Annotated in this window: 26 protein-coding genes and 3 tRNA genes; 23 read left to right on the top strand and 6 right to left on the bottom strand. The window is 34.7% G+C overall.

What is annotated here, in order from left to right:
* Positions 1-34 precede the first annotated feature (34 nt).
* The 3 genes from HNQ80_RS05030 (at position 35) to HNQ80_RS05020 (ending at position 1,630) form a co-directional block, all read left to right on the top strand.
* The gene (locus HNQ80_RS05030; protein WP_184308773.1) at positions 35-691 is read left to right on the top strand and encodes a response regulator; all 657 of its coding nucleotides are present in this window, start codon (positions 35-37) and stop codon (positions 689-691) included.
* 5 nt (positions 692-696) lie between these two features.
* Positions 697-1,254, top strand: coding sequence for an accessory gene regulator B family protein (locus HNQ80_RS05025; protein ID WP_184308771.1), 558 nt, complete (start codon positions 697-699; stop codon positions 1,252-1,254).
* A 127-nt stretch (positions 1,255-1,381) separates the two neighbouring features.
* Positions 1,382-1,630, top strand: coding sequence for a hypothetical protein (locus HNQ80_RS05020; RefSeq protein WP_184308770.1), 249 nt, complete (start codon positions 1,382-1,384; stop codon positions 1,628-1,630).
* A 74-nt stretch (positions 1,631-1,704) separates the two neighbouring features.
* On the opposite strand, the gene HNQ80_RS05015 is transcribed toward HNQ80_RS05020, so the two are convergent.
* Positions 1,705-1,790, bottom strand: a tRNA-Leu gene (locus HNQ80_RS05015).
* Between the two features lie 140 nt (positions 1,791-1,930).
* Between HNQ80_RS05015 and HNQ80_RS05010 the strand changes: the two genes are divergently transcribed.
* From HNQ80_RS05010 to HNQ80_RS05000, 3 genes are all read left to right on the top strand, one after another.
* A complete protein-coding gene (locus HNQ80_RS05010; protein WP_184308768.1) occupies positions 1,931-2,884 on the top strand; it encodes a metal-dependent hydrolase in 954 nt (317 codons plus the stop codon).
* Positions 2,885-3,202: 318 nt separating this feature from the next.
* Entirely contained in the window at positions 3,203-3,793 is a 591-nt protein-coding gene (locus HNQ80_RS05005) for an RNA polymerase sigma factor (RefSeq protein WP_184308765.1), read from the top strand.
* A gap of 21 nt (positions 3,794-3,814) precedes the next feature.
* Positions 3,815-5,131, top strand: a complete 1,317-nt coding sequence (locus HNQ80_RS05000; RefSeq protein WP_184308853.1) for a DUF4349 domain-containing protein — start codon at positions 3,815-3,817, stop codon at positions 5,129-5,131.
* A gap of 81 nt (positions 5,132-5,212) precedes the next feature.
* Here the strand turns inward: HNQ80_RS05000 and HNQ80_RS04995 are convergent, their stop codons facing one another.
* A complete protein-coding gene (locus HNQ80_RS04995) occupies positions 5,213-5,680 on the bottom strand; it encodes an aminoacyl-tRNA deacylase (RefSeq protein WP_243182986.1) in 468 nt (155 codons plus the stop codon).
* Between the two features lie 260 nt (positions 5,681-5,940).
* Here HNQ80_RS04995 and polA point away from each other — a divergent pair, with 260 nt between their 5' ends.
* The 6 genes from polA to HNQ80_RS04965 all read left to right on the top strand — a co-directional run bounded on the left by polA (position 5,941) and on the right by HNQ80_RS04965 (position 12,888).
* Positions 5,941-8,604, top strand: coding sequence for a DNA polymerase I (gene polA, locus HNQ80_RS04990; protein WP_184308763.1), 2,664 nt, complete (start codon positions 5,941-5,943; stop codon positions 8,602-8,604).
* Positions 8,605-8,622: 18 nt separating this feature from the next.
* Positions 8,623-9,219 carry a dephospho-CoA kinase gene (gene coaE, locus HNQ80_RS04985; protein WP_184308761.1) on the top strand — a complete coding sequence of 199 codons (597 nt, stop codon included), beginning with the start codon at positions 8,623-8,625 and terminating at the stop codon, positions 9,217-9,219.
* A gap of 21 nt (positions 9,220-9,240) precedes the next feature.
* Positions 9,241-9,807 (top strand): lytic transglycosylase domain-containing protein, encoded by a 567-nt coding sequence (locus HNQ80_RS04980; protein ID WP_330602763.1) that lies wholly within the window; start codon positions 9,241-9,243, stop codon positions 9,805-9,807.
* Between the two features lie 188 nt (positions 9,808-9,995).
* Positions 9,996-11,030 carry a nicotinate phosphoribosyltransferase gene (locus tag HNQ80_RS04975; RefSeq protein ID WP_184308759.1) on the top strand — a complete coding sequence of 345 codons (1,035 nt, stop codon included), beginning with the start codon at positions 9,996-9,998 and terminating at the stop codon, positions 11,028-11,030.
* 45 nt (positions 11,031-11,075) lie between these two features.
* Positions 11,076-12,701 (top strand): peptide ABC transporter substrate-binding protein, encoded by a 1,626-nt coding sequence (locus tag HNQ80_RS04970; protein WP_184308757.1) that lies wholly within the window; start codon positions 11,076-11,078, stop codon positions 12,699-12,701.
* Positions 12,702-12,802: 101 nt separating this feature from the next.
* Positions 12,803-12,888, top strand: a tRNA-Leu gene (locus HNQ80_RS04965).
* A 262-nt stretch (positions 12,889-13,150) separates the two neighbouring features.
* Here HNQ80_RS04965 and HNQ80_RS04960 read toward each other — a convergent pair.
* Both HNQ80_RS04960 and HNQ80_RS04955 read right to left on the bottom strand, forming a co-directional pair.
* Positions 13,151-13,381: a hypothetical protein gene (locus HNQ80_RS04960; RefSeq protein ID WP_184308755.1), complete on the bottom strand. Its 231-nt coding sequence runs from the start codon at positions 13,379-13,381 to the stop codon at positions 13,151-13,153.
* A gap of 209 nt (positions 13,382-13,590) precedes the next feature.
* Positions 13,591-13,821, bottom strand: a complete 231-nt coding sequence (locus tag HNQ80_RS04955) for a DUF3892 domain-containing protein (RefSeq protein ID WP_184308754.1) — start codon at positions 13,819-13,821, stop codon at positions 13,591-13,593.
* Positions 13,822-14,066: 245 nt separating this feature from the next.
* Here HNQ80_RS04955 and HNQ80_RS04950 point away from each other — a divergent pair, with 245 nt between their 5' ends.
* On the top strand, positions 14,067-14,324 hold the full coding sequence (locus tag HNQ80_RS04950; RefSeq protein ID WP_184308752.1) for a hypothetical protein: 258 nt from the start codon (positions 14,067-14,069) through the stop codon (positions 14,322-14,324).
* 49 nt (positions 14,325-14,373) lie between these two features.
* A tRNA-Val gene (locus tag HNQ80_RS04945) sits at positions 14,374-14,449 on the top strand.
* A 262-nt stretch (positions 14,450-14,711) separates the two neighbouring features.
* Here HNQ80_RS04945 and HNQ80_RS04940 read toward each other — a convergent pair.
* Positions 14,712-15,305 carry a class I SAM-dependent methyltransferase gene (locus HNQ80_RS04940; protein ID WP_184308750.1) on the bottom strand — a complete coding sequence of 198 codons (594 nt, stop codon included), beginning with the start codon at positions 15,303-15,305 and terminating at the stop codon, positions 14,712-14,714.
* Positions 15,306-15,684: 379 nt separating this feature from the next.
* On the opposite strand from HNQ80_RS04940, the gene HNQ80_RS04935 reads away from it, so the two are divergent.
* The 3 genes from HNQ80_RS04935 to HNQ80_RS04925 all read left to right on the top strand — a co-directional run bounded on the left by HNQ80_RS04935 (position 15,685) and on the right by HNQ80_RS04925 (position 18,751).
* Positions 15,685-16,668, top strand: coding sequence for an alpha/beta hydrolase (locus tag HNQ80_RS04935; RefSeq protein ID WP_184308748.1), 984 nt, complete (start codon positions 15,685-15,687; stop codon positions 16,666-16,668).
* A 526-nt stretch (positions 16,669-17,194) separates the two neighbouring features.
* Positions 17,195-17,332 (top strand): hypothetical protein, encoded by a 138-nt coding sequence (locus HNQ80_RS04930; protein ID WP_184308746.1) that lies wholly within the window; start codon positions 17,195-17,197, stop codon positions 17,330-17,332.
* 309 nt (positions 17,333-17,641) lie between these two features.
* Positions 17,642-18,751 carry a C40 family peptidase gene (locus HNQ80_RS04925; protein WP_184308744.1) on the top strand — a complete coding sequence of 370 codons (1,110 nt, stop codon included), beginning with the start codon at positions 17,642-17,644 and terminating at the stop codon, positions 18,749-18,751.
* 37 nt (positions 18,752-18,788) lie between these two features.
* On the opposite strand, the gene HNQ80_RS04920 is transcribed toward HNQ80_RS04925, so the two are convergent.
* Entirely contained in the window at positions 18,789-19,349 is a 561-nt protein-coding gene (locus HNQ80_RS04920; RefSeq protein WP_184308742.1) for a lytic transglycosylase domain-containing protein, read from the bottom strand.
* Between the two features lie 142 nt (positions 19,350-19,491).
* Here HNQ80_RS04920 and dinB point away from each other — a divergent pair, with 142 nt between their 5' ends.
* The 6 genes from dinB (at position 19,492) to HNQ80_RS04890 (ending at position 23,626) form a co-directional block, all read left to right on the top strand.
* The gene (dinB, locus tag HNQ80_RS04915) at positions 19,492-20,571 is read left to right on the top strand and encodes a DNA polymerase IV (RefSeq protein WP_184308740.1); all 1,080 of its coding nucleotides are present in this window, start codon (positions 19,492-19,494) and stop codon (positions 20,569-20,571) included.
* Positions 20,568-21,446 carry an SPOR domain-containing protein gene (locus tag HNQ80_RS04910; RefSeq protein ID WP_184308738.1) on the top strand — a complete coding sequence of 293 codons (879 nt, stop codon included), beginning with the start codon at positions 20,568-20,570 and terminating at the stop codon, positions 21,444-21,446. Before dinB ends, HNQ80_RS04910 begins: the two co-directional genes overlap by 4 nt.
* 97 nt (positions 21,447-21,543) lie before the next feature.
* On the top strand, positions 21,544-22,011 hold the full coding sequence (locus HNQ80_RS04905) for an ATP-binding protein (RefSeq protein WP_184308736.1): 468 nt from the start codon (positions 21,544-21,546) through the stop codon (positions 22,009-22,011).
* On the top strand, positions 21,998-22,336 hold the full coding sequence (locus HNQ80_RS04900; RefSeq protein WP_184308734.1) for an AraC family transcriptional regulator: 339 nt from the start codon (positions 21,998-22,000) through the stop codon (positions 22,334-22,336). Before HNQ80_RS04905 ends, HNQ80_RS04900 begins: the two co-directional genes overlap by 14 nt.
* A 1-nt stretch (position 22,337) precedes the next feature.
* Positions 22,338-23,075: a PHP domain-containing protein gene (locus HNQ80_RS04895; protein WP_184308732.1), complete on the top strand. Its 738-nt coding sequence runs from the start codon at positions 22,338-22,340 to the stop codon at positions 23,073-23,075.
* Positions 23,072-23,626, top strand: a complete 555-nt coding sequence (locus HNQ80_RS04890) for an ATP-binding protein (RefSeq protein WP_184308730.1) — start codon at positions 23,072-23,074, stop codon at positions 23,624-23,626. Before HNQ80_RS04895 ends, HNQ80_RS04890 begins: the two co-directional genes overlap by 4 nt.
* The last annotated feature ends 196 nt before the right edge of the window (positions 23,627-23,822 follow it).

The following is a 23,822-nucleotide window of genomic DNA, read 5'->3' as shown; positions in this document are numbered from 1 at the left end:
TCCCTTTTCTCTAAAAAGAAGGTGATAAAACAAGATGATCTACATAGTTGATGATAACTTTCAATTTGCTGAAATTACAAAAGAATATCTCGAAAGTATATATAAAAATATCACAATAAAGGCATTTTATAATCCTAGAGTGGTACTTAAGAATGTGTTTATAGATAGACCAGAATTAATAATAACAGATAAAGGGCTTCCAATTGTTGATGGGATCGCATTATTGGAAAACATCAACCAAGTTTACAGACCTAAAGCCATCATGGTAAGCAGTATGGCAAATAATATTATGAGTGATCTAGTCGATGAGTACATGGTTAAACCTTGCGATTATAAGATCTTGGTCATGATCATTGACAAACTCCTTAAAATTGAAGTAGAAAATGAGATAACAATATCTGAACAAACTATCAATCATATACTTCAAAATCTAAAAGGTACTTTTGCAGACAGATTGCTGATAAAGCAAATTCTATATGCATATAAAGATATTAAGGATTTGAGTATAACTCAAGTGTATGATTATATGTCTGAGATTAATGGCAAAAGCCCATATGCAATCAAAGAACAGATTTCAAAAATAAGAAAAATGAATTTTAGCATAGTCAAAATAAACTCAATTGAAAGATCTGGTAATAAAGAATTTTTAGATAGCATTTTCAATTTATACTGTGGTAAGGAGGCATGGTAGGTGCAATGGGGAATGTAAAACTTTCAGATTATCTTCCTGAGAAATATAGGGGTGGGTATTCAGATGAATCGATAGAGCGAATTATTCAATTCGGCAAAGTGACAAGTTTTGAGAAGATAAAGTGGGTTGGAATCTCCGTTCTTCTGACCATTCCGATACATACATGGGATTTAACTTTAGCATTTGTATTTACTTATATGTTACTGAGAAGATGCTTTGGTGGGTTCCATTTTCAAAATAAAAATCTATGTTTTGCTGTTACAGTTGGCTTTACAGTTTTATTTAGTTTCTTGTCTGCTAAGATTCAACTGGACACCATAAATATTATATTAATTTATGTATTCGCCTTTGCCACTATAAAAACGCAGGGCGTAGTGGCGAACCCCAAGCGACCTATCAAGCCATCACTGGAGGCAAAACTTCTTAGACACGGGAAAGTTACAATCCTATTAATTATGATAATCCAGATCGTACTATATCGATATGGACGGATCGATGTTAGCAATGCAATACTGTTTGGAATTATTGCAGCTTTTGCCAATCTTTATATCAAAAACGAATAAGAAGCCGTTACCTGGAAGCGGCGGCCTCTTATTTGCAAACAACGACTAAATATATGGTAGTTGTTATATACAGTATATCAGTATATGCGGCCACCTGCAAGAAGATAAAAGGGGGGTGGAAGTAAATATGTCGAAAGAATTATACAACGATTTATTGACAAAACTCTTTAGTGATCAAGAGTATAAGAGATTATTTGACGCAAAGGCTGACGCTCAAAATTTACTTTTAGAAAAAATTGCAAATACTACTTCTAAAATAGATGAAAAAGATATTAGTAAATTGATAGATGCTGTTGAGAATCTTGAAAAATATAAATGCGCTTTTGTACATGATAGCTTTTATCAGATAGCAAACATAATAACTTTCGATATTTGATTATGTAATCTTACAATAAAAAACCTACCTAATTTCTTAGGTAGGTTTTTGTTAGGTTTTTGACCTTTTTAAATTGGTGCCGAAGGAGGGACTTGAACCCTCACGGGTGTTACCCCGCCGGATTTTGAGTCCGGTGCGTCTGCCATTCCACCACTTCGGCGCGTTACAAGTATTATATTACCATATAGAAATATAGAATGCAAGCACTTTTTTAATAGACATAATTATCTAAATATATTGATGTGCGCAGAACATTATGGTAAACTAAAGTGAACAAAATTTGATGTGGTGGTGAATAAAATGGATCCAGTTACCCATGGTGTTATCGGGTTAGCTATTTCAGCTTTTAGCGGAAACCCGGTAGCCCTAAGCAATCCAGTAAGCTTGGGTTGCGCCATCGGAGCCATGGCTCCTGATATTGATGTTATTGGAAAAGTTTGGGGAGATTATGTTTATTTAAAACACCATAGAGGAATCTCCCATTCGATACCAGCCTTAGTTGGATTAGCTGCAATCATTACTGGGGGATTATCTTTCTTCTATTACGATTTTCCAACCTTACAAGTGTTTTTATGGACGTTTATAGGCTGCTTGTCCCATACAATCTTCGATATTTTGAATTCCTATGGAGCGAAGCTTTTTATGCCTTTTACCAGGAAAAAGAGTAAGGTGAGCATTTTGATGCTGTATGATCCTGTGGTGACCCTATTGGCATTCTTATTAATATTTAATAAGCAAAGCACGACTTGGTTTTATTTACTGATTTCGATCGTTTTTATGGTGTATTTATATTCAAGGTGGCTAATGAAACAGCGAGCAATGCAATTGGTTGAAAAGCATTATTCTCATGGATATAAAATAATAAATATTGAAATATTGCCAGCCTTGATGGCATTTTATAAGTGGGATTTTATTGTTAATACAAACAGTCACAATATTGTTGGGCAGATTAACATGATAAATCAAAAAATTAGTGAAAGGAAGAAATTTAAAAGACCTGATCAAGAGACTGTTGAGTTATTTGAAGATACGAACATTGGTAAGTATTTTAAAGAGTTTTCAACGAACTATCATGTGTTACGTTTTAATGAAGGTGAACATATTGTTTTAAAATCCATAGATTTGAGATATTTCTTAAGAAATAATTTTATGCATCATGCTACCGCCGTTTATGATAGAGAGCAGAATATCATTCACTCTTTCTTTCATCCCTATAAAATTCATCGGAGAATACTTGTAACCGAAGTCGAATAATCATAGCAAATCTACTGGAAACAGTAGATTTGTTGCATATTTAACCCTGTTCCCTGTTTGAATATTTGAATGAACAGTATGAGATGCATTGGAAGCCATATGAGACAAATCTATTGTTAAATGAAACCGAAATTGTTCTAAGAAAGAAATGAGACGAACAAGGAGAAATACTAGGGAGATAGTGTTTCTCCTTATTTATTGTGTAAAAAAGAGGGCATATTATAATTAAATTCAGACAAATATTTAAAGGAAATGGAACTTTTTTAGAGAATATACGTCTAATGCATTGGTAATTTTTTAGGAAAGGAGTGAACGCAAATGGAAGAATTTGAAATCAATCTTATTGAAAAGAGCAAGCAGGGAGATGTTGAAAGCTTTGAAATGCTGATTAAATCGTATCAGACCCTTGCTTATAATATTGCCTTTAGAATGCTAGGAAATGTTGAAGATGCCAGTGATGCTACTCAAGAAGCCTTGGTTAAGGTTTTTAAATCAATACATTCTTTTCAAGGACAATCTAGTTTTTCTACCTGGTTGTATAGGATTGTAACAAATACTTGTTTAGATGAGTTGCGGAAAAGAAAACGGCAAAAAGTTTATTCATACCATAATCCAGTGGAAATGGAAGACGGAGAAATTGATAGAGATGTGGTTGATCCAAATAGCAGCACAGAAGAAATCTTTGAAAAGAAAGAAGAGATTAAAAGTATACAGGATGCAATTCAAGCATTGCCTGAACAACATAAAACAGTGATTATTCTCAGAGATATTAAAGGTTTAAGCTATGAACAGATTTCTGAAATATTAGACTGCCCTCAGGGAACGATTAAATCAAGAATAAGTCGAGCCAGGTTGGCTTTAAAGGATATTATAACAAATAGGGAACTTTATCAAAAACCGCACGTCTAAAACATAGAAAGGAGGGTTTATATGAACTGTACAGAAATTACTGAGTTAATATCTCTTTATATAGATGACCTATTGGATGAGCATACAGCAAATATGCTACAAAAGCATTTAAAAGAATGTGAAGTATGTAAACAGGAATATGAGGAGCTTTTAAGCATAAAAAATATGTGCAATGAACTACCTATGATAGAATTGCCTTCCAACTTTGAAGCGAGTTTGCATGAAAAATTGATTAGAGCGAAAGAAGATCATGCAAATGTGATCGAAATAGGGGATAGCAGCCCTAGCAAGAAGAAACATAATTGGAAAAATTGGAAAGTATATACATCCATCGCGGCATTATTTATTGTGTTGATTCTTTCTAATTCTATAAATGAAATGAGATTTAATAATAGTGAGATGCGAGAAAATAGGAGCATGGAATCTACTGACACGGAATTATCTAAAACTACCCCTGCTCCCGCCGCTCCTGAATTAAAAATGGATACCACCTCAGACGGTGGGGGGGATACCGTTGAAGAATATGGTTTAAAAGCACAGCAAAACAGAGGTTTTGTGGAAGAACGCATTGCTGATCAAAACGGTCAAAATATCCAAACGGCAGATATGCAAGCTGAATCAGATCGGAAAGTTATCAAGAGCGGATATGTTGATTTAAATGTTGATGAATATGATGAGAAATTTAGTCAGATCACGAGGATTGTTTCTGATAGTGGAGGTTTTATAGAAAGCAGTAATACCCAATATAAGCAATACAATGAGGCAAATCCTGAAGAATCTTTAAAGTTTGGAAGTGTATTGATCCGCATTCCTGAGAATCGCTTTGTCGAGGTGCTAGATCAAATCAAATCTTTAGGCGTTGTTACAAACATCAGTATTAGTGGACAGGATATAACAAAGGAATATAGAAGTACAGTGGATGAGATCGAAAACCTAAAGATTCAAGAAAAAAGCCTTAGAGGAATTATGGAAAAGGCATCCAATGTAAAGGATATTCTAGAAGTCGAAAGAGAGCTTTCTAGAGTTCGAGGTGAAATCAATCGAATGACAGGAGATGTGAAGCGTTGGGATGATTTGGTGAGTTTATCAACTATCCAGATCACTCTTAACGAGATGTCTCCAAAAGATAAAGAAATATATCCAATTCGAGATAATGTATGGCTAAAAGCGCAAAAAGGATTCATCAAAACAGTAAATGAAATTATACAGTTTGCGGAGAATGGTTTCATCAAAATCGTTAGCATACTGCCTGTGCTGCTAGTTTTCTTGGTGATCGGAATCCCCTTGGGTATCTATGTATTTAGACGAATCAAGGGGCAAAAGAATAAACAAAAATAAATAGATGAAACCTATTAAAAATAACTCTTCCATAGGGAAGAGTTATTTTTATGAAAAGATATTGTTTACAACAAAATTTAATCATGATTTTCTAATATCAACGACTTGTCCGCCATTGGCATCTAAAAGAACTTTGGGTGAGATTCGAACAAGTGAATTCTGGGAACCGCCACCTGTATAGACAATGGTATTTTCCATAACTCTTGTATCTATGAGAAAAGTCGCTTTGTAACCAAATGAGGGAACGCCACCGCAAATATATCCCGAATGTTCTAGGATCTCATCAGCAGTTGCAGTTCTGAGTTTCTTAACTCCTAATAGGGATTTGATTTTTGAAAGATCAGTTTTGTCTTCGCCTTTGATAATTGCGACAATCAGTTGGCCCTGCTCGTCGATAATACAAATATTTTTAACAATATCCTGAGCTGTTGCATTAGCTGCCATCGCAGCCTCTTCCACCGAATGGCAAGATTCTTTGAAAATAAGGTGTTCTGCTTCAACATTGTTTTCAGCCATGTAGGCTATTAATTTCTCATCAAAGATATTCAATTATAAAACCTCCATCCTTAGATATATTCAATATTATATCAAATGATCAGAATTTTGAGACAAAAAATCGCTGTTTTATTATTTAACTTGGAATATATGGATTCACATCATATGGGAGAAATGGATTAGGCATATTCCAGCATAAAAAGAGGATTTTTAAATTCGATTAAGAATATTGTTATATGGATTGATAAGGGAATAATCAGGGAAATATAATGATGAATCGTATTCGTGCGGTATTATAAAGGAGTGGGTACAAAATGACAAAGAAAATGGTTATCATAGATGGTAATAGTTTGATTAACAGAGCTTACTATGCTTTACCGTTACTATCAAGCAAAAGTGGGGATTATACAAATGCAGTATATGGCTTCGTGAATATGCTCTATAAAATTATGGATGACTATCGTCCAGATTATATTAGCGTGGCTTTTGATAGAAAAGCACCGACCTTTCGACATTTGGAATATGACGAATACAAGGCAGGTAGAAAAAAAATGCCAAGCGAGTTGGCACAGCAATTGCCAATTTTGAAGGATGTTTTGGATGCTTTAAAAATTCACAGGATTGAACTGGATGGATTTGAAGCGGACGATTTGATAGGAACTCTTGTGAAATACGCGGAGAATAAGGAACTTGAAGCTATCGTTGTTACAGGGGATAGGGATGCATTGCAATTAGCATCCAGCAAAACCAAGATATTGATCACAAAAAAAGGTATTAGTTCGTTAGAAGAATATGACGATAAAGGTGTAATGGAAAGATATGAGATAACGCCACAACAGTTTATAGATTTAAAAGGTCTGATGGGTGATCAATCTGACAATATTCCAGGAGTTCCTGGTGTAGGAGAAAAAACTGCTATAAAACTAATTAAGGAGTTTGGAAATATTGAGGAATTGATCCAACATACAGATAAAATATCAAGTGCAAAGCTTAGAGAAAAGATTGATGAATTTGCGCAACAAGCAATATTTAGTAAACGACTGGCCACCATTATGGTAGATGTTCCTGTAGAGATATCCCTAGATGAATTGAAAAGAGAAGACCCAGATTCAGAAAAGCTGATGGAGCTATTTAAAAGGCTTGAATTTCATAGCTTAATGGGAAGAGTCGCAGTGAAAAATAAAATGGAGACCACAGATAGTAATTTTTTAGATGTGAAACCGACAAGCGTTATTTTTGATTGGAAAAGTCTTAAGGATAAAATTAAAAATACAGGTGAGTTATGCATTAGAACATTTACGGATGGTCAAGACATCATCCAAGATGATATTATTGGAATTCATGTACGATGTGGTGAAGAACACTTTTTTATAAAAGGAGAAGATGTACCCCTGGCGTTACAGGATTTAAAGGAGATATTGGAAGATTCCAGAATCAGAAAGTATGGACATTATTTAAAAAGGGACAGAAATTCTTTAAAAAGATATAAGATCGTTCTGAAAGGGATGGCTTTTGATTCAGCCATTGCATTATACCTTATTGATCCTACTCGGTCCTCCTATGAAATCCAAGATATATCTTTAGAGTACTTAAACAGAAAAATCGAAAGTGAGGAAGATGTATTAGGAAAAGGAAAAAGTAAGACTAGCTTTAGTGAGCTTGCAGAAGAAAAGCTTATAGAATTTGGAATGAATTGGTGTAATACAGTGATGAGTGTAAAAGAATCCTTGATGGAACAAATGAAAGAGGCTGAATTAGGCGTGCTTTTCAGTGATGTGGAAATGCCTTTGGTGGAAGTGCTGAGTGATATGGAATTTAACGGCTTCATGGTTGATCAAAGCATATTAGATCAGTTGGGGACAGAATTGGATGAGAAAATTCAACATATTACCCAATCTATTTACAATGAAGCTGGGGAGAGTTTTAACATTAATTCACCAAAGCAATTGGGAGAAATTTTATTTGACAAATTGGAATTACCTGCTGTAAAAAAAACAAAGACAGGTTATTCAACCAATATAGAAGTACTTGAAAAGCTTCAAAAAAAACATCCTATCATCGCGATGATTATAGAGTATCGACAATTGGTAAAATTAAAATCCACCTATATTGATGGATTAAAAGCAGTAATCAACAAAGAAACTCATAAGATTCATTCTAGCTTCAACCAAACGGTTACTGCAACTGGTAGGATTAGTAGCACAGAGCCTAATCTGCAGAATATACCAATAAAATTAGCTTTAGGAAGGGAAATACGCAAAGTATTTATTCCTTCTGATGAGGACTATCTATTATTGGACGCAGATTATTCTCAGATTGAGCTCCGTGTGTTGGCTCATATTTCAAAGGATGACAATCTAATAGAGGCTTTTCATCAAGATTTAGATATACATACTTCCACAGCTTCAAAGGTGTTTGGCGTGCCTATGGAAGACGTTACTTCATTGCAGCGAAGTAGGGCTAAAGCCGTAAACTTTGGGATCGTTTATGGGATTAGTGATTATGGGTTATCAGAAAATCTTCAGATCACAAGGAAAGAGGCACAGCTGTATATAGATGAATACTTTAGCAGATTTACTGGTGTAAAGCGCTATATGGAAGAGATTGTTGAAGAAGGCAGAAAGCTTGGTTATGTTACAACCCTTTTAAAACGTAGACGATATATACCTGAGATTAGTGCTAGTAATTTTAATCTTCGCTCCTTTGGAGAAAGAACAGCAATGAATACTCCAATTCAAGGAAGTGCTGCGGATATTATTAAGCTGGCAATGATCAAAGTGGATCAAGAATTAAAGCGCAGAAAATTAAAGTCTAGACTTATTTTACAGGTTCATGATGAACTGATTGTTGAAGCCCATAAAAGTGAAATAGATGAAGTAAAGGAAATCGTGAAATTACAAATGGAGAATGCTTTAAATCTAGATGTACCGCTAAAGGTAGATATGAATGTTGGAGAAAGTTGGTACGATACTAAATAAGGAAGGATGCTATATTGGATGAATGTTATAGGACTTACAGGCGGCATCGCCTCGGGTAAGAGCACAGCCACAAATATTCTTAGAAAATATGGGTATCCTGTTGTTGATGCAGACGTTATCGCTAGAGAAATTGTTGCGGTTGGAGAGCCTGCTCTAAAAGAAATTGAAGAGTACTTTGGGAAAGAAATACTCAATTCTGATGGTTCTTTAAATAGAAAACATCTAGGTAGTATAGTTTTTAGTGATCCAAATAAATTAAAGGTGTTAAATGAAATAACGCATAAGCGCATAAACGATAAAATTATGAATAAAATTGAAGTATATGCCAAGGAAAAAGAGTATGACGTGGTTTTTCTAGATGCAGCTTTACTTATTGAAATGAATATGAGACAATTAGTAGATGAAATATGGCTTATCTCTGTAGACGAAGAAACACAATGCAAGAGGTTGATGGATAGAGATGGAATAGATTTGGAAGATGCCAAAAGGAGAATAAACTCACAAATGACACTTGAAGAGAAAAAGAACTTTGCAGATGTAATTATTGATAACAGTGGAACTTATTCAGAACTAGAAGAGAAATTAAAAATAGAACTAAAACGTTTCCATAGCTAACATTCCGGAGGGGTTGTATTGGTGGTTGTAAATCTCAAGAAATATAGAAGACTATTGGTTGTCATTATGGTTGTAATGGTTTTAGGAGTAGCAGCAAACAGCACCAATTGGTTTTTGAAGATACTATATCCAATTCATTATCGATCGCTTGTAGAAAAGTACTCGGATGAGTATGATTTAGATCCATTGCTGGTAGCTGCAATTATCAAGACAGAGAGTAAATTTAATGAGAAGGCCAAGTCTCATAAAGAAGCTAAGGGCTTAATGCAGATTGCACCTATAACGGGAGAATGGGCTGCAAAACAATTGGATATAAAGGATTACAATGAAGAAATGCTATACGTCCCAGAAATAAATGTCAGAATTGGTTGCTGGTATATTGATAGACTAAGTAGTGAGTTTGATGGAAGGCTACAGCTTATACTGGCAGCTTACAATGGCGGGAGTGGAAATGTGAATAAGTGGCTTGATAATCCAGAATATAGTCAGGATGGTATTACATTAAATAAAATTCCTTTTTTGGAAACTCGGGCATATATAGACAAAGTTTTAAAGAGTTATAAAATTTATAGCATTCTATATAGATAACAGTATAAATGCTGTTATCTATATATTTATTCAGTATTTTATTGAACAATTATCAGATGTTTTTTATAATAATAGGGCGAGGTTATATGTATATTTTCATTGATGGGAGGATATTTACTGTTTTGTTATAAATAGTGCTATGTTTTCCTTGAGATGTAATCGTAAGAAAAAGAAAGGAAAGTGAATGTATGGAACATATGAAAAGCCTTGAAGATATTAAGAATATAAAGGTTGATCAGGAACGATTAATACATGCTAGTACCCATGAGGAGATATTGAAGGGTACAACGACAGATGTGTATTTTCTAAGAACGATGGATATTTTAAGAGAAATGAATCTCGAATCAGAAATCGTTACTGCAGAGATATTTGCTAGAAAACCTGGCATTTTTGCTGGGGTTCAAGAGGTAATAAATATGCTGAAGGATAAAAATGTTGAAGTCTGGAGTGTTGATGAGGGAGAATCGTTTGATTCAAAAGAAACTCTGATTAGAATCAAAGGTCCTTATAGTGAATTTGGAATTTTTGAAACAGCAATTTTGGGAAGTTTGGCAAGTGCAAGTGGCTGGGCTACGGCATCAAGAGAAGTAAAAGAAGCATGTGGCGATAAAACATTTCTTTGCTTTGGTGCAAGACATGTGCACCCAGCGGTCGCTCCAGTAATGGAAAGAGCTGCTGTTATTGGTGGTGCAACAGGCGTGAGCTGTGTTCTGGCTTCAAAGCTTCTTGGAATTGAAGCTTCAGGAACACTGCCTCATGCAGCTATGCTAATTGCTGGAGATACCTTAGAGGTAGCCAAGGTATACGATAAAGTAATGCCAGAGAGTCATAAAAGGACAGTGCTGGTCGATACTTTTAAAGATGAAGTCGAGGAGAGCCTTAGAATTGCACAAGCCTTGGGAGAGCGCTTATATGGCGTGCGATTGGATACCCCTAGCGAAAGAGGAGGTGTTACACCCCAACTTGTAAATGAACTAAGACATAAGCTGAATTTTAGTGGATATGATCACGTGAAGATCTTTGTATCTGGTGGGTTGACTCCAGAGAAAATCAGAATACTTCGAGATGCCGGAGCTGATTCATTTGGAGTGGGTAGTTATATCTCTGGCGCATCCGCCATCGATATGACGATGGACATTAAGGAAGTGAATGATAAACCTGTGGCCAAAAGAGGCAGAATCCCAGGCTTGGTTGAAAATAAGAAATTGAAAAGGGTATTATAGGTGTATTCCTGAAGTATTGTGGGAAGAATAGATGGAGGTATTCCGTTGATTAACAAGAAAACAAATATATTCATCATATTATTATTACTATTGTCTTTTACAGTCTTTGGCTGTAGCAAACCTGTGAAAGATGGTGAAAATCCAGAGCAACCAGTTGAAGAAGTGAAAAAGCCATTGGCAGGGGGGGAATTAGTACTCCCAATAACACAGTTTGATACACTGAATCCAATTCTCAATAAAAATGAGAGTATATTCTATTTTAATCAACTGGTTTATGATGGATTGGTGTTCTTAGATAGTAAATTAGAAGCTCAGCCAGCATTGGCAACAGGCTGGACTGCCACTGAGAATGGAGACGGTTGGACTTTTCAACTAAGAGAGAATGTTTCATGGCACGATGGACAGCCATTCACTGCAGAAGACGTTAAATTTACCATCGATGCTTTAAGGACAAGTAACGGTAATGTTGAAAAGTCAATATTTAGTGGATTTGTCAAGAATATTAAAAATATAACAGTTCTTGGGTCACATAAAATTTTTATTGAAACAAATTCTGCTATAGGTAATCAAATTGAAAATTTTCAATTTCCAATTATTCCAAAGCATAAATATGGATCCCCAGAGGATGTTTTTAAATCACCAAAAGATCTATTGGTTGGTACAGGAAGATATAAAGTCGAAGCTTATACGAAACCTAACTACGTTCGACTAAAATCCAATGATAAATATTGGGATACAAGTGCTTTTGTACCTACGGTTATTGGGAAAATTGTACCAGATCCAGAAACCGCTCTTTCTTCTGTTGAAGCCAATGAAGCTTCTGTTGGAAAGGCAACGGATTTTGATTGGGAAAAGTATGGTGAGGATAAAACTTTAAAAACTTATGCATATACGGATTGGGATTATGAATTTATAGGTTTTAATTTTAATAGAGCAATTACAGCAGATAAAAGTATTCGAACTGCCATAGCCTATGGAATCGATAGACATCAGATTGTAAATGATGTTTATTTTGGACATGCTACCATTACAGATACCCCCATCCATCCAGATTCATGGTTGAATGATGCATCTGCACAAAAGTACGGTAAAGAACAAGAGCGTGCGAAGAAACTACTAGCAGATGCAAATTGGAGGGATGAGAATAAGGATGGCATCCTTGAAAATGAACTAAATCAAAAATTATCATTAACGCTGTTAGTAAATAATGATAATCCTCGTAGAGTAGAGGTTGCAGATATGGTTGTGACTCAGTTAAAGGAGATTGGAATTGAGGTAATCGCTGAAAAGGTGAATTGGGAAGAATATCAGTATCGACTCAATTCAGGCGGATTTGACATGGTTTTAGGTGGTTGGAAAATGTCGGTAAATCCAGATATTAGCTTTATCTTTCATTCATCTTATATGGGAAATAGCAATTTCATTGGTTATTCCAACCCTCAATTAGATCAACAGCTAATGGAAGCTGCTTTGGCGAAATCGGCAGAGGATAGGAAGCAAAAATATAGAGATGTGCAGAATACTATTTTAGAAGAGATACCTTATTATAGTTTATTTTTTGAAAATAACGCTTTAGTCGTTAAAGATTATGTAAAGGGGAATATTGATCCGAAGCCGTACAATATCTACAACAATATTGAACAATGGTATGTACTTGAAGAGAAAGAATGATAGATTATCACATGGGAGCTGACTGGCGCCGAATAAGATCGCTTCAGAAAATATTGTTGACAAAAATAAAGGAAAATGCTATTATATTTAAGTGACAAATTGCGGATGTGGTGGAACTGGCAGACACACTATCTTGAGGGGGTAGCGGTCCACGACCGTGCGGGTTCAAATCCCGCCATCCGCACCACTTGAATTTTTAGGGCAAACAAGCCCTTTTTATTTGCCCATTTTCTAAATATAAAGGGATTTGCTAACGGATTGTAAAAAAGAAATAAAACATACTAAAATTGCATAGTAAGGTATAAAAAATTAGAGGCTATTTAGCCTCTTTTTCATTATAAATATGAAGGGAAAAAACAGAAATAAATTGATTCATAAAGAAAAAAATGTTCTATTTAATATTTTGTATGTAAATAGAATCGGGAAAATTCTCGATTCTATTGGACTTATTAAAAAACGCCGCCTAGGAATCCACCGCCAAACAATACGATCAACAATAGGAAGAAGAATAACAAGCTTGAATCATCGCCTAAACCACCGAAGAATCCGCCTGATCCGCATCCGCAGCCAATGCCTCCACCGATACCTCCACCAAATAATACAACCAAAAGCAAGAAGAAGAACAGTAATGAAGAATTGTCACCAAATCCACCTAGAAAGCCCTTTTTTGCATCACTCATCGATTTACACCTCCATAAATTGGTATTCGAAACAGAATATGTTTCTTTATCTGTCTATACACAATATGTAAATAAGAGAGAATAGGTGACAAGAATAATAAGAAGACCATCTCTAATAATGAATTAGAAGTGGTCTTATCTGTTTAAGGCGCATATAAAAAAAGCTACATAAAAAGGAGTAAATAAACGATACTTTACTTTTTAAACGATTAAAAAGTCTCTAAATGATCCAGATTGTCAGATTCTTTACCATTTGGGTTGCTACGCAGATATTCACGGCCATTCTTTGCCTTACCCACATTAACTCCCTCAATCTTATGACCCTTTGCAAGCTCGATGGCATCAGTAATCGAATAAATATTTCCATCATTCAGCATTACATCTGTAATGTCTCCTTGGCTATTTTTTCTTACCTTCATAATTTTTCCTTGCTCTCTCATGGATATCCCTCCTTTGAACTAGTTTCTGTAGTCAGCTAAATAATATTCATAATACATTTTGTTTAGCGATGTATACTATGATCGAAAGAAAGATCATAATAAACTGTGTTCAAAAACCATTGAAATGCAGTGGTTTATTTATAATGACTTAGGTACATAATAAGTATATATAGAGAAGCGCTTGCTGTGTAACATCAAAAGGAATATATTATCAATAAGAATATGCTTCAAAGGAATGAAATGATGTGAATCTGTTAAAGCGATTGGATCAAAGGGTATGTCGACTTAATCAAGCAATTGAGGATTTTGAGAAAATACTTTGGCACCAAGACGCAAAGTGTCAGTTGGATATGATCGAATATGTAAGGCAAAAATTGAAGAGTATGCGAGAAAAAAGAGATGAGTATTTGATATGTATCCAGGCTATAGCATACTTAGAGGAACATCTCGGGAAAGATGAATTCGAAAAGATTGTTACGATTCATCAGGATGCTATTGACTAAGATTATCATATGATGTATCATAATAAAGTAATTAAATTACAAATTATATGCGAGATTAACTCAGCTGGTAGAGTACTTCCTTGACGTGGAAGGAGTCAGGGGTTCGAGTCCCTTATCTCGCACCAATTTTATACTTGATAAGTGGAATAAATAATGATTAAGGTGTAGTTATTCATATAACTATGCCTTTTCTTTTTGTGGTATATGTATGAATTATAACAATCTACTTGTTTCATTATGGCTATGTAACATGTAGTTTTTTTATGCTTTTAAAAACTGCCAATCATTTAATATTTGCAAATTAAACAATGAAATGAAGTGCTAAAAACAGTGCGTAATAAATTATACTAAAATTAAGAATGCAAATTCTAAACGACACACATCAGGTTACCTTTCAGGATTTGCAGTGAAAAATAGTTCGTTATAAACCGAACATTTACTAAACCGCTTTATCATAGCTGTCTTGTAATTATATTGATGAAAAAGGCGTAAATAATCTTGCTCACTACGAATAAATTCTCCCTTGTCGAAGAATGACATACACCAGTTCCGTAAGTGTGATCCTGGAAAGAAACATGGTTCAATGATAATAATTCTTCCTGTAGGTTTCAAAACTCTATGGAATTCGAGTAAATGTTCTCCTATTGTCTGAGAAGGGATATGATGTAAAACAGCCATAATTAAAACATAGTCAATACTGTTATCTTCTATGAATAATTTAGCACCTTGGGAAGCAAAGAAATTATAATTTTTATAAAGATTCCTTGCATATGCAATTCTCTTCTCGTCACAATCGATACCAATATAATATTCTGGTTGAAACATACAGCTGCTTGATCCAATACCACAACCAAAATCTAAAACAACTCTGTTATGAAAGTTAAACGGAAATAATAGTGACTTAATCCTTCTGTCGAAATATAGTTTTGTAAATAAAGGCGGGCGCACAAATAGTCGATACAACCTTGGTGATAGTTCCATGAGGTTTTTCAGTCACATCCTTTTATGCGAAATAAATTCAACTATCCATTAATATTATCTTTTTAATATAAATTTATTTAAATAGCCTCTGGATTGCTCAATGGGAAGTTTTGGTGGAACTATGAAGACTAATCTATGGAATTGTTCATCAATTCTGTTGGGAATATATGGAAATTTCTAATAGATATATAAGCTACTGATGCGTAAGGGGGGAAGATAATGAGAGATTGCCTTAGTGGATCACACGCACAAATACAAGGGAGTCACAACATATGATTTAATACGCTAGAGAATTTATTTGTAGGATAGATAGTTTATGGAGGGAGAAACTATAGATGAGTCACTGAAGTATCGTATGAAATAGGCGGTGAAATATAGTATGAAGGATAAGAGAAATAGGCAGTATAGATATAGGCAACTAATTATAATGATCTTTTTGTTATTTATTTTGTCTACCGCTAGTATGTCCTTTGTGTATTATAAAATCGGTGACGCATTAATACATAGAAAAAATGAAATATCAAAAGTAATGAAATTAGATTCAAAAGAATTTCCATGTGAAGAAGTTGTCTTTAAAAGTAAGCAAGGGAATATTACTTTAAGAGGTCTGTTTTTTACTGCACCATCAAAAAGTAATAAAACTTTGATTGTAGTTCATGGGCTTGGAGAGAATAGATTTATGTCTGGTCGAACGGAAATCTTAGTTAAATATTTAATACCTAAAGGATATAATCTGCTCGCATTTGATTTGAGAGGACATGGAGAATCGGAAGGGAACTTGATCACATTTGGGTATTATGAAAAATATGATGTTGCAGGAGCTATAGAATATTTAAAGCAGCGTGGTATAGAAGGCGAAAAAATTGGACTTATTGGTTTTTCTATGGGGGCAATCACTGCAATAGAAACTGCAGGAGAGGACGAAAGAATAAATGTTGTAATTGCTGATAGTGCTATTAGGGATTTAAAGTTATTTGTTTCAACAGACGTGAGAAATTTATCAAACGACGTAGATGTACTTCTAAACAATTTAGGAGGAACATCTTACAGTGCTATACTACGCTATTTACCTTTTAAAGATAAAATCATATCTATGACAGCGAATGTATATGGGCTAAAAATAAACGAAGTTTCTCCTATGAATACAGTGCGAAAGATAAGAAAAAAGCCCATTTTTCTTATACATAGTAAGAATGATCAGATTATTTCTTGTATGAATTCAAAAGAAATTTTAAAATCCTTGGAAGACAATCCTAATGCAACGTTATGGCTTACAGAAAAAGCAAGCCATATAGGCAGCCTAAAGATGTATCCTGAGGAATATTTGAGAAAATTAGAGGAATTTCTGGATGAAAACATGTGATGATGAAAATATCATATATGCATCTAGAACTGCAATAGACTATTTTTTATAATCCAAATAAGGCCGCCTGAAAAGTAATAAAGTTAGGAAATTAATTCAAAAAAGAATGACTATCCATGCGATAGTCAAGTTTTCCGCTCCATATATGTTATTTAGTCTAAGCTTCAGGCGAAGATCAGGGATATTGGTTTACCCAATACAAATTATTCAAAACAGATTTAAGATGTTACAAATACTTTTTCCATATTAGGTAGCCTAAGAAGCAGAAAACCTCCTTAAATCCGATCAGCACTGCTTTTAAAAGTAGATTTAGCAATATGTTCTTCATGATAGCGAATGTCAAACATTGGGGCAATTTATTATTTGAAACTGCTTGTATTATAAGCGGTTTTTTATATTATAGGGAAGTATACTTCCTTATAATATAAAAAAGAAAGGAAGGAAATAATTTCATACAACAAGAAGGATTTTTCTTTTTTTTGGAGAAAATATACAGAAAATTAAGAAAAAATAGGAGCGGGTAGCCATGAATGATAAATTAGAAAGATTTTGTCAAGAGCTTGAGGAGTTAAAAAAAATATTTGAACAACTTGATGAATTGAATCAGAAAAGATTGGAAGAAGTGATTATTATGTTAAAGACAAAGTTTTCAGAGCGATTATAATCTTCTGATTTTATGAGTCACATATTTAGGTTATGTATTTATGAAAAAAGTGAAAATAAATTTCTTTGCAGAAATGGGAAGGTTTTTTAGACTTTATGTAGAATTATACATTTAATGAGAGCTACAAATTATTGTTTCTGTTTAATCTGAGTCGCATTTTGTGAAGCTTTGAGGTTACAATTAGTGAATTAGATAATTTCAGAATACAGTATTTAGGAGCCAAAAAATAGTTTCAATAATATTTTATATAAAAAGAGTGGACATGTTTTCTGTAAATATTTTGGAACTATGATTGAGGGGGTTTATTGAATGGGGAAAGGCACCAAACAAATGATTATTTTATTGCTGGTTATGTTAAGTGTGTTTTCAATGGCGATAGTTGCAAATGCTGAAGAGTCAACAAAGGGAGTGGTTATTGCTAAAGATGTAAATGTTAGGAGTGGCGCAGATACCACTGCATCAGTTATAGCTACTTTATCCCTTGGAGAATATGTTCAGATTATAGACAGTGAAGACGATTGGTATTTGATCCAGCTAAGCAATGGTAATCAAGGTTGGGTGTATAATGATTTGGTTGTACCAATGTATGATAATAAGGATTTAATGAAAAAGGGCATTGTGAATGGGAATGGCGTGAATGTAAGGGAACTCCCTAATGTAAATGCTAATGTTATAAAATCCCTTAACAAGGGCTCAGAAGTGAAACTTGTTGGCGAAAATGCTGAATGGTATGAAATACTCATTGATGATCAATTGAAGGGTTGGATTCGCTCTGATTATATTGAATTGGCACCAAATTATGTTACTGGTAGAGTAACGGGTTCTAATGTTAATATAAGAAAAACCCCTGCGTTGAATGGTGAGGTTCTTGCTAGTCTTGGGATGGACAACTATGTTTCAATTAAAACCTTTGATAACGGTTGGTACAATGTAATCGCTCAAAGCGGCACGGAAGGTTGGATTCATCAAGACTATATAAGTGTCGTATTAGAAGGCAGCAGTGGCACTGATATATCTAGATCAGCTACTAGAACACCTGGTGTGAGTAAAATAGTTGACATCGCAAAAAACTATTTAGGCGTACCCTATAAATACGGTACAAATGGACCAAGCAGTTTTGACTGTTCAGGTTTTACATCCTATGTATTTAAAAGTGCTGGATATTCAATTTCTAGATCTTCTAAGGACCAAGCCCGTGATGGAGAAAAGGTCAGCAAAGCGGATTTAAAAGCTGGCGATTTGGTATTCTTTGATACTACTGGAAAGATTGATGGAAATATAACCCATGTAGGTATTTATATTGGTGATGGAAGATTTATTCATGCATCGTCAGGAAATAGTGCTAAGAAGGTAGTTATATCTGAATTAAATGAAGGATATTATCGAGATAGATTTGTTACTGCAAGAAGATTAATCTAATAAATGACCCCCTGCAAGCTGCAGGGGGTTTTCTATGTTATTCTTCAGAGTCTGATTTAAGATATAAGTTTTGCTTTGATAAAACCTTTTGAACATAACTCTGTGTTTCGGCAAAGGGCGGAACCCCATTATATTTATCAACATTGCCAGGCCCTGCATTGTATGCGGCCAAGGCAAGGGTTACATTTCCATTATAACGATTTAACATATCACGAAGATATTTTGTACCACCCTCAATATTTTGAACAGGATCCCATGGATTTGTAACACCGACTAAATTAGCAGTTTGAGGCATGAGCTGCATAAGACCTTGTGCACCGGCTTTCGAAAGGGCATTGGCATTAAAACTTGATTCCACATTCATTACGGCTTTAATTAAATGCTTATCTACATTATAACGATCAGCAGCACTTTCGATAAGCTGATCAACATCCTTTGTGCTGATCGTAGCTTCAGCATTCTTTTCAATTTCAGCACCTAAGATCTCTTGAAAATCCATACTAGGCTCTTCTTTCATAATTTTGACTCCCGCGGGTAATCTGCTCTGAATTTCAGATAGTTTTTGTTTAAAAAGATTATTGATATTTGTAGGATTCATAAAATTAACTCCTTTTAAATAAATAAGAATGTAATGAACGATACTATATAACAAATATCGGCAAAGTTAGCAGCTTTCTTTATGATATAATAAAAAAAGCTGGCGTTATTGTTATGGAATTTTAAACAAACAGAGGTGAACCATGAAGGAGAAACAAATAATTCATGTGGATATGGATGCTTTTTATGCCTCTATTGAACAAAAAGATCATCCGGAACTGAAGAATAAACCGATCGCTGTAGGTGGAGATCCTAAAAGAAGAGGTGTTGTGTGTACTGCATCCTATGAAGCAAGAAGATATGGAGTCCGGGCAGCTATGGCTTCTAAAAAAGCGCAGATGCTCTGCCCGAATCTAATTTTTATGCCCGTTCGCATGGAAAGGTATATGGAAGTATCTCGAAAAATATTAGAAATTTTTGAGGATTATGCGGAATGCATTGAGCCATTATCTATTGATGAGGCATTCCTAGATGTAACTGGTAAGGATGGCATTAAAATTGGAAGAGAAATAAAAGAGAGAATAAAGACAGAACTGGGTTTAACCGCATCGGTTGGAATCTCTCAGAATAAATATTTGGCTAAACTTGCCTCAGACTATCAGAAACCAAATGGATTTACGATAATTACCAAAGAAGAAGCAGAAGGGTTTTTACTACCTTTGCCGGTAAGAAAACTTTGGGGAGTAGGCCCCAAAACGGAAAATGAACTAAGAAAATTAGGCATATACTATATTAGAGATTTGGTAAACTATGATCAAAATATAATTATTGATAGATTCGGCAAAAAAGGATTTGAATTATTGAATTTCGCTAAAGGAAAAGATGATAGGGCTGTAGAAAATAAACATAGGCGAAAATCCATTGGTGAGGAAACGACATTTGAGACGGACATTGATGATATGAATATACTCATCCAATATACTGAAGATTGCTCAAAAATTCTTGCTTATAGGCTTAGAGAGAAAGGTCTTCAGGCAAGAACTGTTACTGTGAAGGTGAAATTCGAAGATTTCGAATGCATAACCAGAAGTACGACAATGCCAAACTTCACAGATATATACCAAGAGATTTATCTAAGTGCTTCAAATATGATACAGAACAAGATCAATATGATAAAAAAAGTTAGATTGCTAGGAATTCAAGTTTCAAACATAAGATATCCAGATGAACCTGTTCAACTACTTATGGATGTTGAAGGATTATTTAAGGGGGAAGGGAAATGAGAATTACAAGGAGCAAGCTAAGACAGGAGTATAAAAATAAGAGTTTTGGGCTTACGGTTGCATTTACTATCTTACTGCCAATACTATCGATCTATTTAGGATATACAGCTTTTAGATTAGTCATAGCACCTGGCATGCAATCAAAGGAAGTTCCTCAACAATCCACTAGTTTACCATCAGAAGAAGCAGAGTCTGACAATCAACAGAATAGCGAAACCATTTCAAAGCAAGAAGCAACAGAAGAAGCCTTTGTCACAACCTTCGAACTAGAAGGTTTTAATTTCTATAGTATTCAGATCGGTAAATTCACGACTATTGAAAATGCAGAAGCAATGAAAACAGAGCTGAAAGCTAAGGGTTATGAAGGCCATATCCATCAACAAGATGGGTTTAAAGTGATTGCCGTTTCGCTATTGAGCAGGACTGGGATAGATAGTGAACTTCAGAGGATTCGAAAAGAGTATCCTGATGCATATGTTACAACAATAAACATTCCTGCCCAATTAATAAAATATACAAAGGATGATAATAAGAATACGCTTAGTATTGAAGAGCAAAATAAGAAAACTATAAATACGCTATTAAAAATCTCAGAACAGGTGGAAAAATTGTCAAAAGAAAGTGCAGATGTTGAGAACATAAAAACTGTGGCTGACGAAAGTCTGAAAGAGTTTGAAAGTATTAAAAACGAATTAAGTAAGATTGCAACATCGTCAAATATTGGAAAAGTTGCCCAAGATCTCGTGAAAGTAATAGATTTGGCTATCCTTCATTTAAAGGAAGCAAAGCAAACAGGAGCTATTTCCGATTTGCAAAAGTCTCTAAACGAAGCTTTGTATGAATATGTAGGTTTTTCCGTGAATAATAAATATTAAAAAGACAATCTATAGGAATCCCGAGTAAAGAAAAGTCACGCCTGAAATGAAACGTCATAAGGATTTTGCATTGTTCTAGAAAGAGAGGTGGTTTAATATGGAAGATAAAGCACCAGGGGAAAGCCTTAAACTTGAGTTTGAAGTGGCTAAAGAAGACTTTGCCAGGGCAGGAGAAGCATCTAGTAATATCAAGAAGGTTCTTAGACAATTAGGCATTGATGCGCAGATTATCAGAAAAGTTGCGATTGCAACCTATGAAGCGGAAATAAATATCGTGATTCACTCTGATGGTGGTGAGATCACTTTATATATCTATCCAGAATTTATTAAGATTATTGCAAAAGATAAAGGACCAGGTATTGAGAATATTGAACTAGCTATGAAGGAAGGGTATTCTACAGCATCTAATAAAGTGAGAGAATTAGGTTTTGGCGCTGGAATGGGTCTGCCTAACATGAAGAGATGTAGTGACAAGTTTTCAATTGAGTCAGAGCGAGGTAAATCAACAATAGTGACAATGATTATTAATATGAACGAAGGTGGAGGTAACCATGATGATCATTAAAGATTTGATTGATAAATATGAGTTTCGTATAGTAACTGGAGAGGAGCACATAAGTCGAGAACTGAAAGGTTTGTATTGCTGTGACCTGTTAAGTTGGGTAATGTCTCATGGCAAACAGCATGATGCATGGATTACAGTACAAACCCATACCAATATTGTTGCAGTAGCATCTCTTTTGGATATTGGATGTATTATTGTACCAGAGAATATTTCCATAGACAAAGAGACGATTGACAAGGCGTCGGAAGAGCATGTTGCAATTTTGAGTACACCACTGAGTGCCTATAACATTTTTTGTTGTTTCTATGAATTAGGACTTCGTTAGTATGAAAATTGCAGTAGACCTTCATATCCATACTGCCCTCTCACCCTGTGGAGATGATGACATGACACCGAATAATATTATAGGCATGTGTTCTTTAAAAGGGCTTGACGCCATCGCTATCACGGATCATAATACGATGGAAAACTGTGGCGCCTGCATGGCGGTGGGGACGAAAAACAATCTTATTGTCATTCCTGGAATGGAGCTTCAGACGAAGGAAGAGGTACATCTTTTGTGCCTCTTCAAGGATTTAGAAACAGCAAAAGAATTTCAAAACAGAGTATATAAACAAATGAATACACAAGAAAATCTACCTGAATTATTTGGAAAACAAATAATATTTGATGAGAAGGATCAGCCAATCGGTGAAAACAGACGGATGCTAATTTCGTCCGTCAATATATCATTAAAAGAAGCTTTTCAAGAGGTGGGGTTCCTTGATGGGGTGGTGATTCCAGCTCATGTAGATAGAAGCTCCTATAGCATTATTGCAAACCTTGGATTTATACCCCAGGATTTGCCTATATCTGTGATTGAAATATCAAAACATACAAGTCAACGAGCTTGCATCGAGAAGTTTCATTATTTAAACAAATATAAGTCCATAAGAAGCTCAGATGCCCACTATTTATGGGATATCCTAGAAAGAGAGAGTTTTATTGAAGTCAAAGAAAAAAGTATTCGTGGTGTACTCGATGCGCTAAAAGTTGGAGAAGTTATTGGAGGCACTGAAAGATGAGAGAGCTGTCATTACATATTTTAGATATTGCTCAAAATAGTATTGCTGCCGAAGCGTCCTGTATTGAGATTGAAATTTCTGAAGATACAGTTCAGGATATACTTATCATAAGTATTATAGACAATGGAAAGGGTATGGATGAAAGTTTTTTACAAAAAGTAACAGATCCTTTTGTTACATCCAGGAATACCAGAAAGGTAGGTTTAGGAATTTCTTTGTTTAAAGTTGCTGCAGAGATGTGCAATGGCATATTTACGATACATTCAGCGATTGGCAAAGGGACGACTGTTACTGCTCAATTTCAGCGAAGTCATATTGACCGTGTACCATTGGGAAATATGGCAGAAACGGTGATGACTTTAATCATGTCTAATGAACAAATTGACTATATATACAAACATACTTTGAATGGAAAAAAGTTTGTTTTTGATACGAGAGAGGTAAAAAAGGTTCTAGAAAACGTGCCTCTAGGTACGTTCGAGGTATTAGATTGGATAAAGAATTATATTGAAGAGGGGCTTAGGGAGTTAAATGAAGCGGTAGTTGGATAGAAGGCAGAATGCAGAATACATATGGAAATGTATCAGATGGTATATGTTTCTTAAACTTCATCATTTGTTGACATATTTTGCAGTTAGTTATATCATATTATTATAATGCATACTCACATTATTTATATTTTTTTGCGTAAGCTTCTATATTTTTTTGAATATATCTAATTTATTTTTAAGGTCGTATGATGTATAC

It is taken from the genome of Anaerosolibacter carboniphilus, assembly GCF_014205875.1.
Classification (GTDB): Bacteria; Bacillota; Clostridia; order Peptostreptococcales; family Thermotaleaceae; genus Anaerosolibacter; species Anaerosolibacter carboniphilus.
Note: the sequence above shows the minus strand (reverse complement) of the source record. Positions and strands in the feature narration are given on the sequence as shown.

What these genes read in the sequence shown, in the direction of transcription:
- HNQ80_RS05030 (WP_184308773.1), top strand. Translation starts at nt 35, where the DNA reads ATGATCTACATAGTTGATGATAACTTTCAATTTGCTGAAATTACAAAA.
- HNQ80_RS05025 (WP_184308771.1), top strand. Translation starts at nt 697, where the DNA reads ATGGGGAATGTAAAACTTTCAGATTATCTTCCTGAGAAATATAGGGGT.
- HNQ80_RS05020 (WP_184308770.1), top strand. Translation starts at nt 1,382, where the DNA reads ATGTCGAAAGAATTATACAACGATTTATTGACAAAACTCTTTAGTGAT.
- HNQ80_RS05010 (WP_184308768.1), top strand. Translation starts at nt 1,931, where the DNA reads ATGGATCCAGTTACCCATGGTGTTATCGGGTTAGCTATTTCAGCTTTT.
- HNQ80_RS05005 (WP_184308765.1), top strand. Translation starts at nt 3,203, where the DNA reads ATGGAAGAATTTGAAATCAATCTTATTGAAAAGAGCAAGCAGGGAGAT.
- HNQ80_RS05000 (WP_184308853.1), top strand. Translation starts at nt 3,815, where the DNA reads ATGAACTGTACAGAAATTACTGAGTTAATATCTCTTTATATAGATGAC.
- polA (WP_184308763.1), top strand. Translation starts at nt 5,941, where the DNA reads ATGACAAAGAAAATGGTTATCATAGATGGTAATAGTTTGATTAACAGA.
- coaE (WP_184308761.1), top strand. Translation starts at nt 8,623, where the DNA reads ATGAATGTTATAGGACTTACAGGCGGCATCGCCTCGGGTAAGAGCACA.
- HNQ80_RS04975 (WP_184308759.1), top strand. Translation starts at nt 9,996, where the DNA reads ATGGAACATATGAAAAGCCTTGAAGATATTAAGAATATAAAGGTTGAT.
- HNQ80_RS04960 (WP_184308755.1), bottom strand. Translation starts at nt 13,381, where the DNA reads ATGAGTGATGCAAAAAAGGGCTTTCTAGGTGGATTTGGTGACAATTCT.
- HNQ80_RS04955 (WP_184308754.1), bottom strand. Translation starts at nt 13,821, where the DNA reads ATGAGAGAGCAAGGAAAAATTATGAAGGTAAGAAAAAATAGCCAAGGA.
- HNQ80_RS04940 (WP_184308750.1), bottom strand. Translation starts at nt 15,305, where the DNA reads ATGGAACTATCACCAAGGTTGTATCGACTATTTGTGCGCCCGCCTTTA.
- HNQ80_RS04935 (WP_184308748.1), top strand. Translation starts at nt 15,685, where the DNA reads ATGAAGGATAAGAGAAATAGGCAGTATAGATATAGGCAACTAATTATA.
- HNQ80_RS04930 (WP_184308746.1), top strand. Translation starts at nt 17,195, where the DNA reads ATGAATGATAAATTAGAAAGATTTTGTCAAGAGCTTGAGGAGTTAAAA.
- HNQ80_RS04925 (WP_184308744.1), top strand. Translation starts at nt 17,642, where the DNA reads ATGGGGAAAGGCACCAAACAAATGATTATTTTATTGCTGGTTATGTTA.
- HNQ80_RS04920 (WP_184308742.1), bottom strand. Translation starts at nt 19,349, where the DNA reads ATGAATCCTACAAATATCAATAATCTTTTTAAACAAAAACTATCTGAA.
- dinB (WP_184308740.1), top strand. Translation starts at nt 19,492, where the DNA reads ATGAAGGAGAAACAAATAATTCATGTGGATATGGATGCTTTTTATGCC.
- HNQ80_RS04910 (WP_184308738.1), top strand. Translation starts at nt 20,568, where the DNA reads ATGAGAATTACAAGGAGCAAGCTAAGACAGGAGTATAAAAATAAGAGT.
- HNQ80_RS04905 (WP_184308736.1), top strand. Translation starts at nt 21,544, where the DNA reads ATGGAAGATAAAGCACCAGGGGAAAGCCTTAAACTTGAGTTTGAAGTG.
- HNQ80_RS04900 (WP_184308734.1), top strand. Translation starts at nt 21,998, where the DNA reads ATGATGATCATTAAAGATTTGATTGATAAATATGAGTTTCGTATAGTA.
- HNQ80_RS04895 (WP_184308732.1), top strand. Translation starts at nt 22,338, where the DNA reads ATGAAAATTGCAGTAGACCTTCATATCCATACTGCCCTCTCACCCTGT.
- HNQ80_RS04890 (WP_184308730.1), top strand. Translation starts at nt 23,072, where the DNA reads ATGAGAGAGCTGTCATTACATATTTTAGATATTGCTCAAAATAGTATT.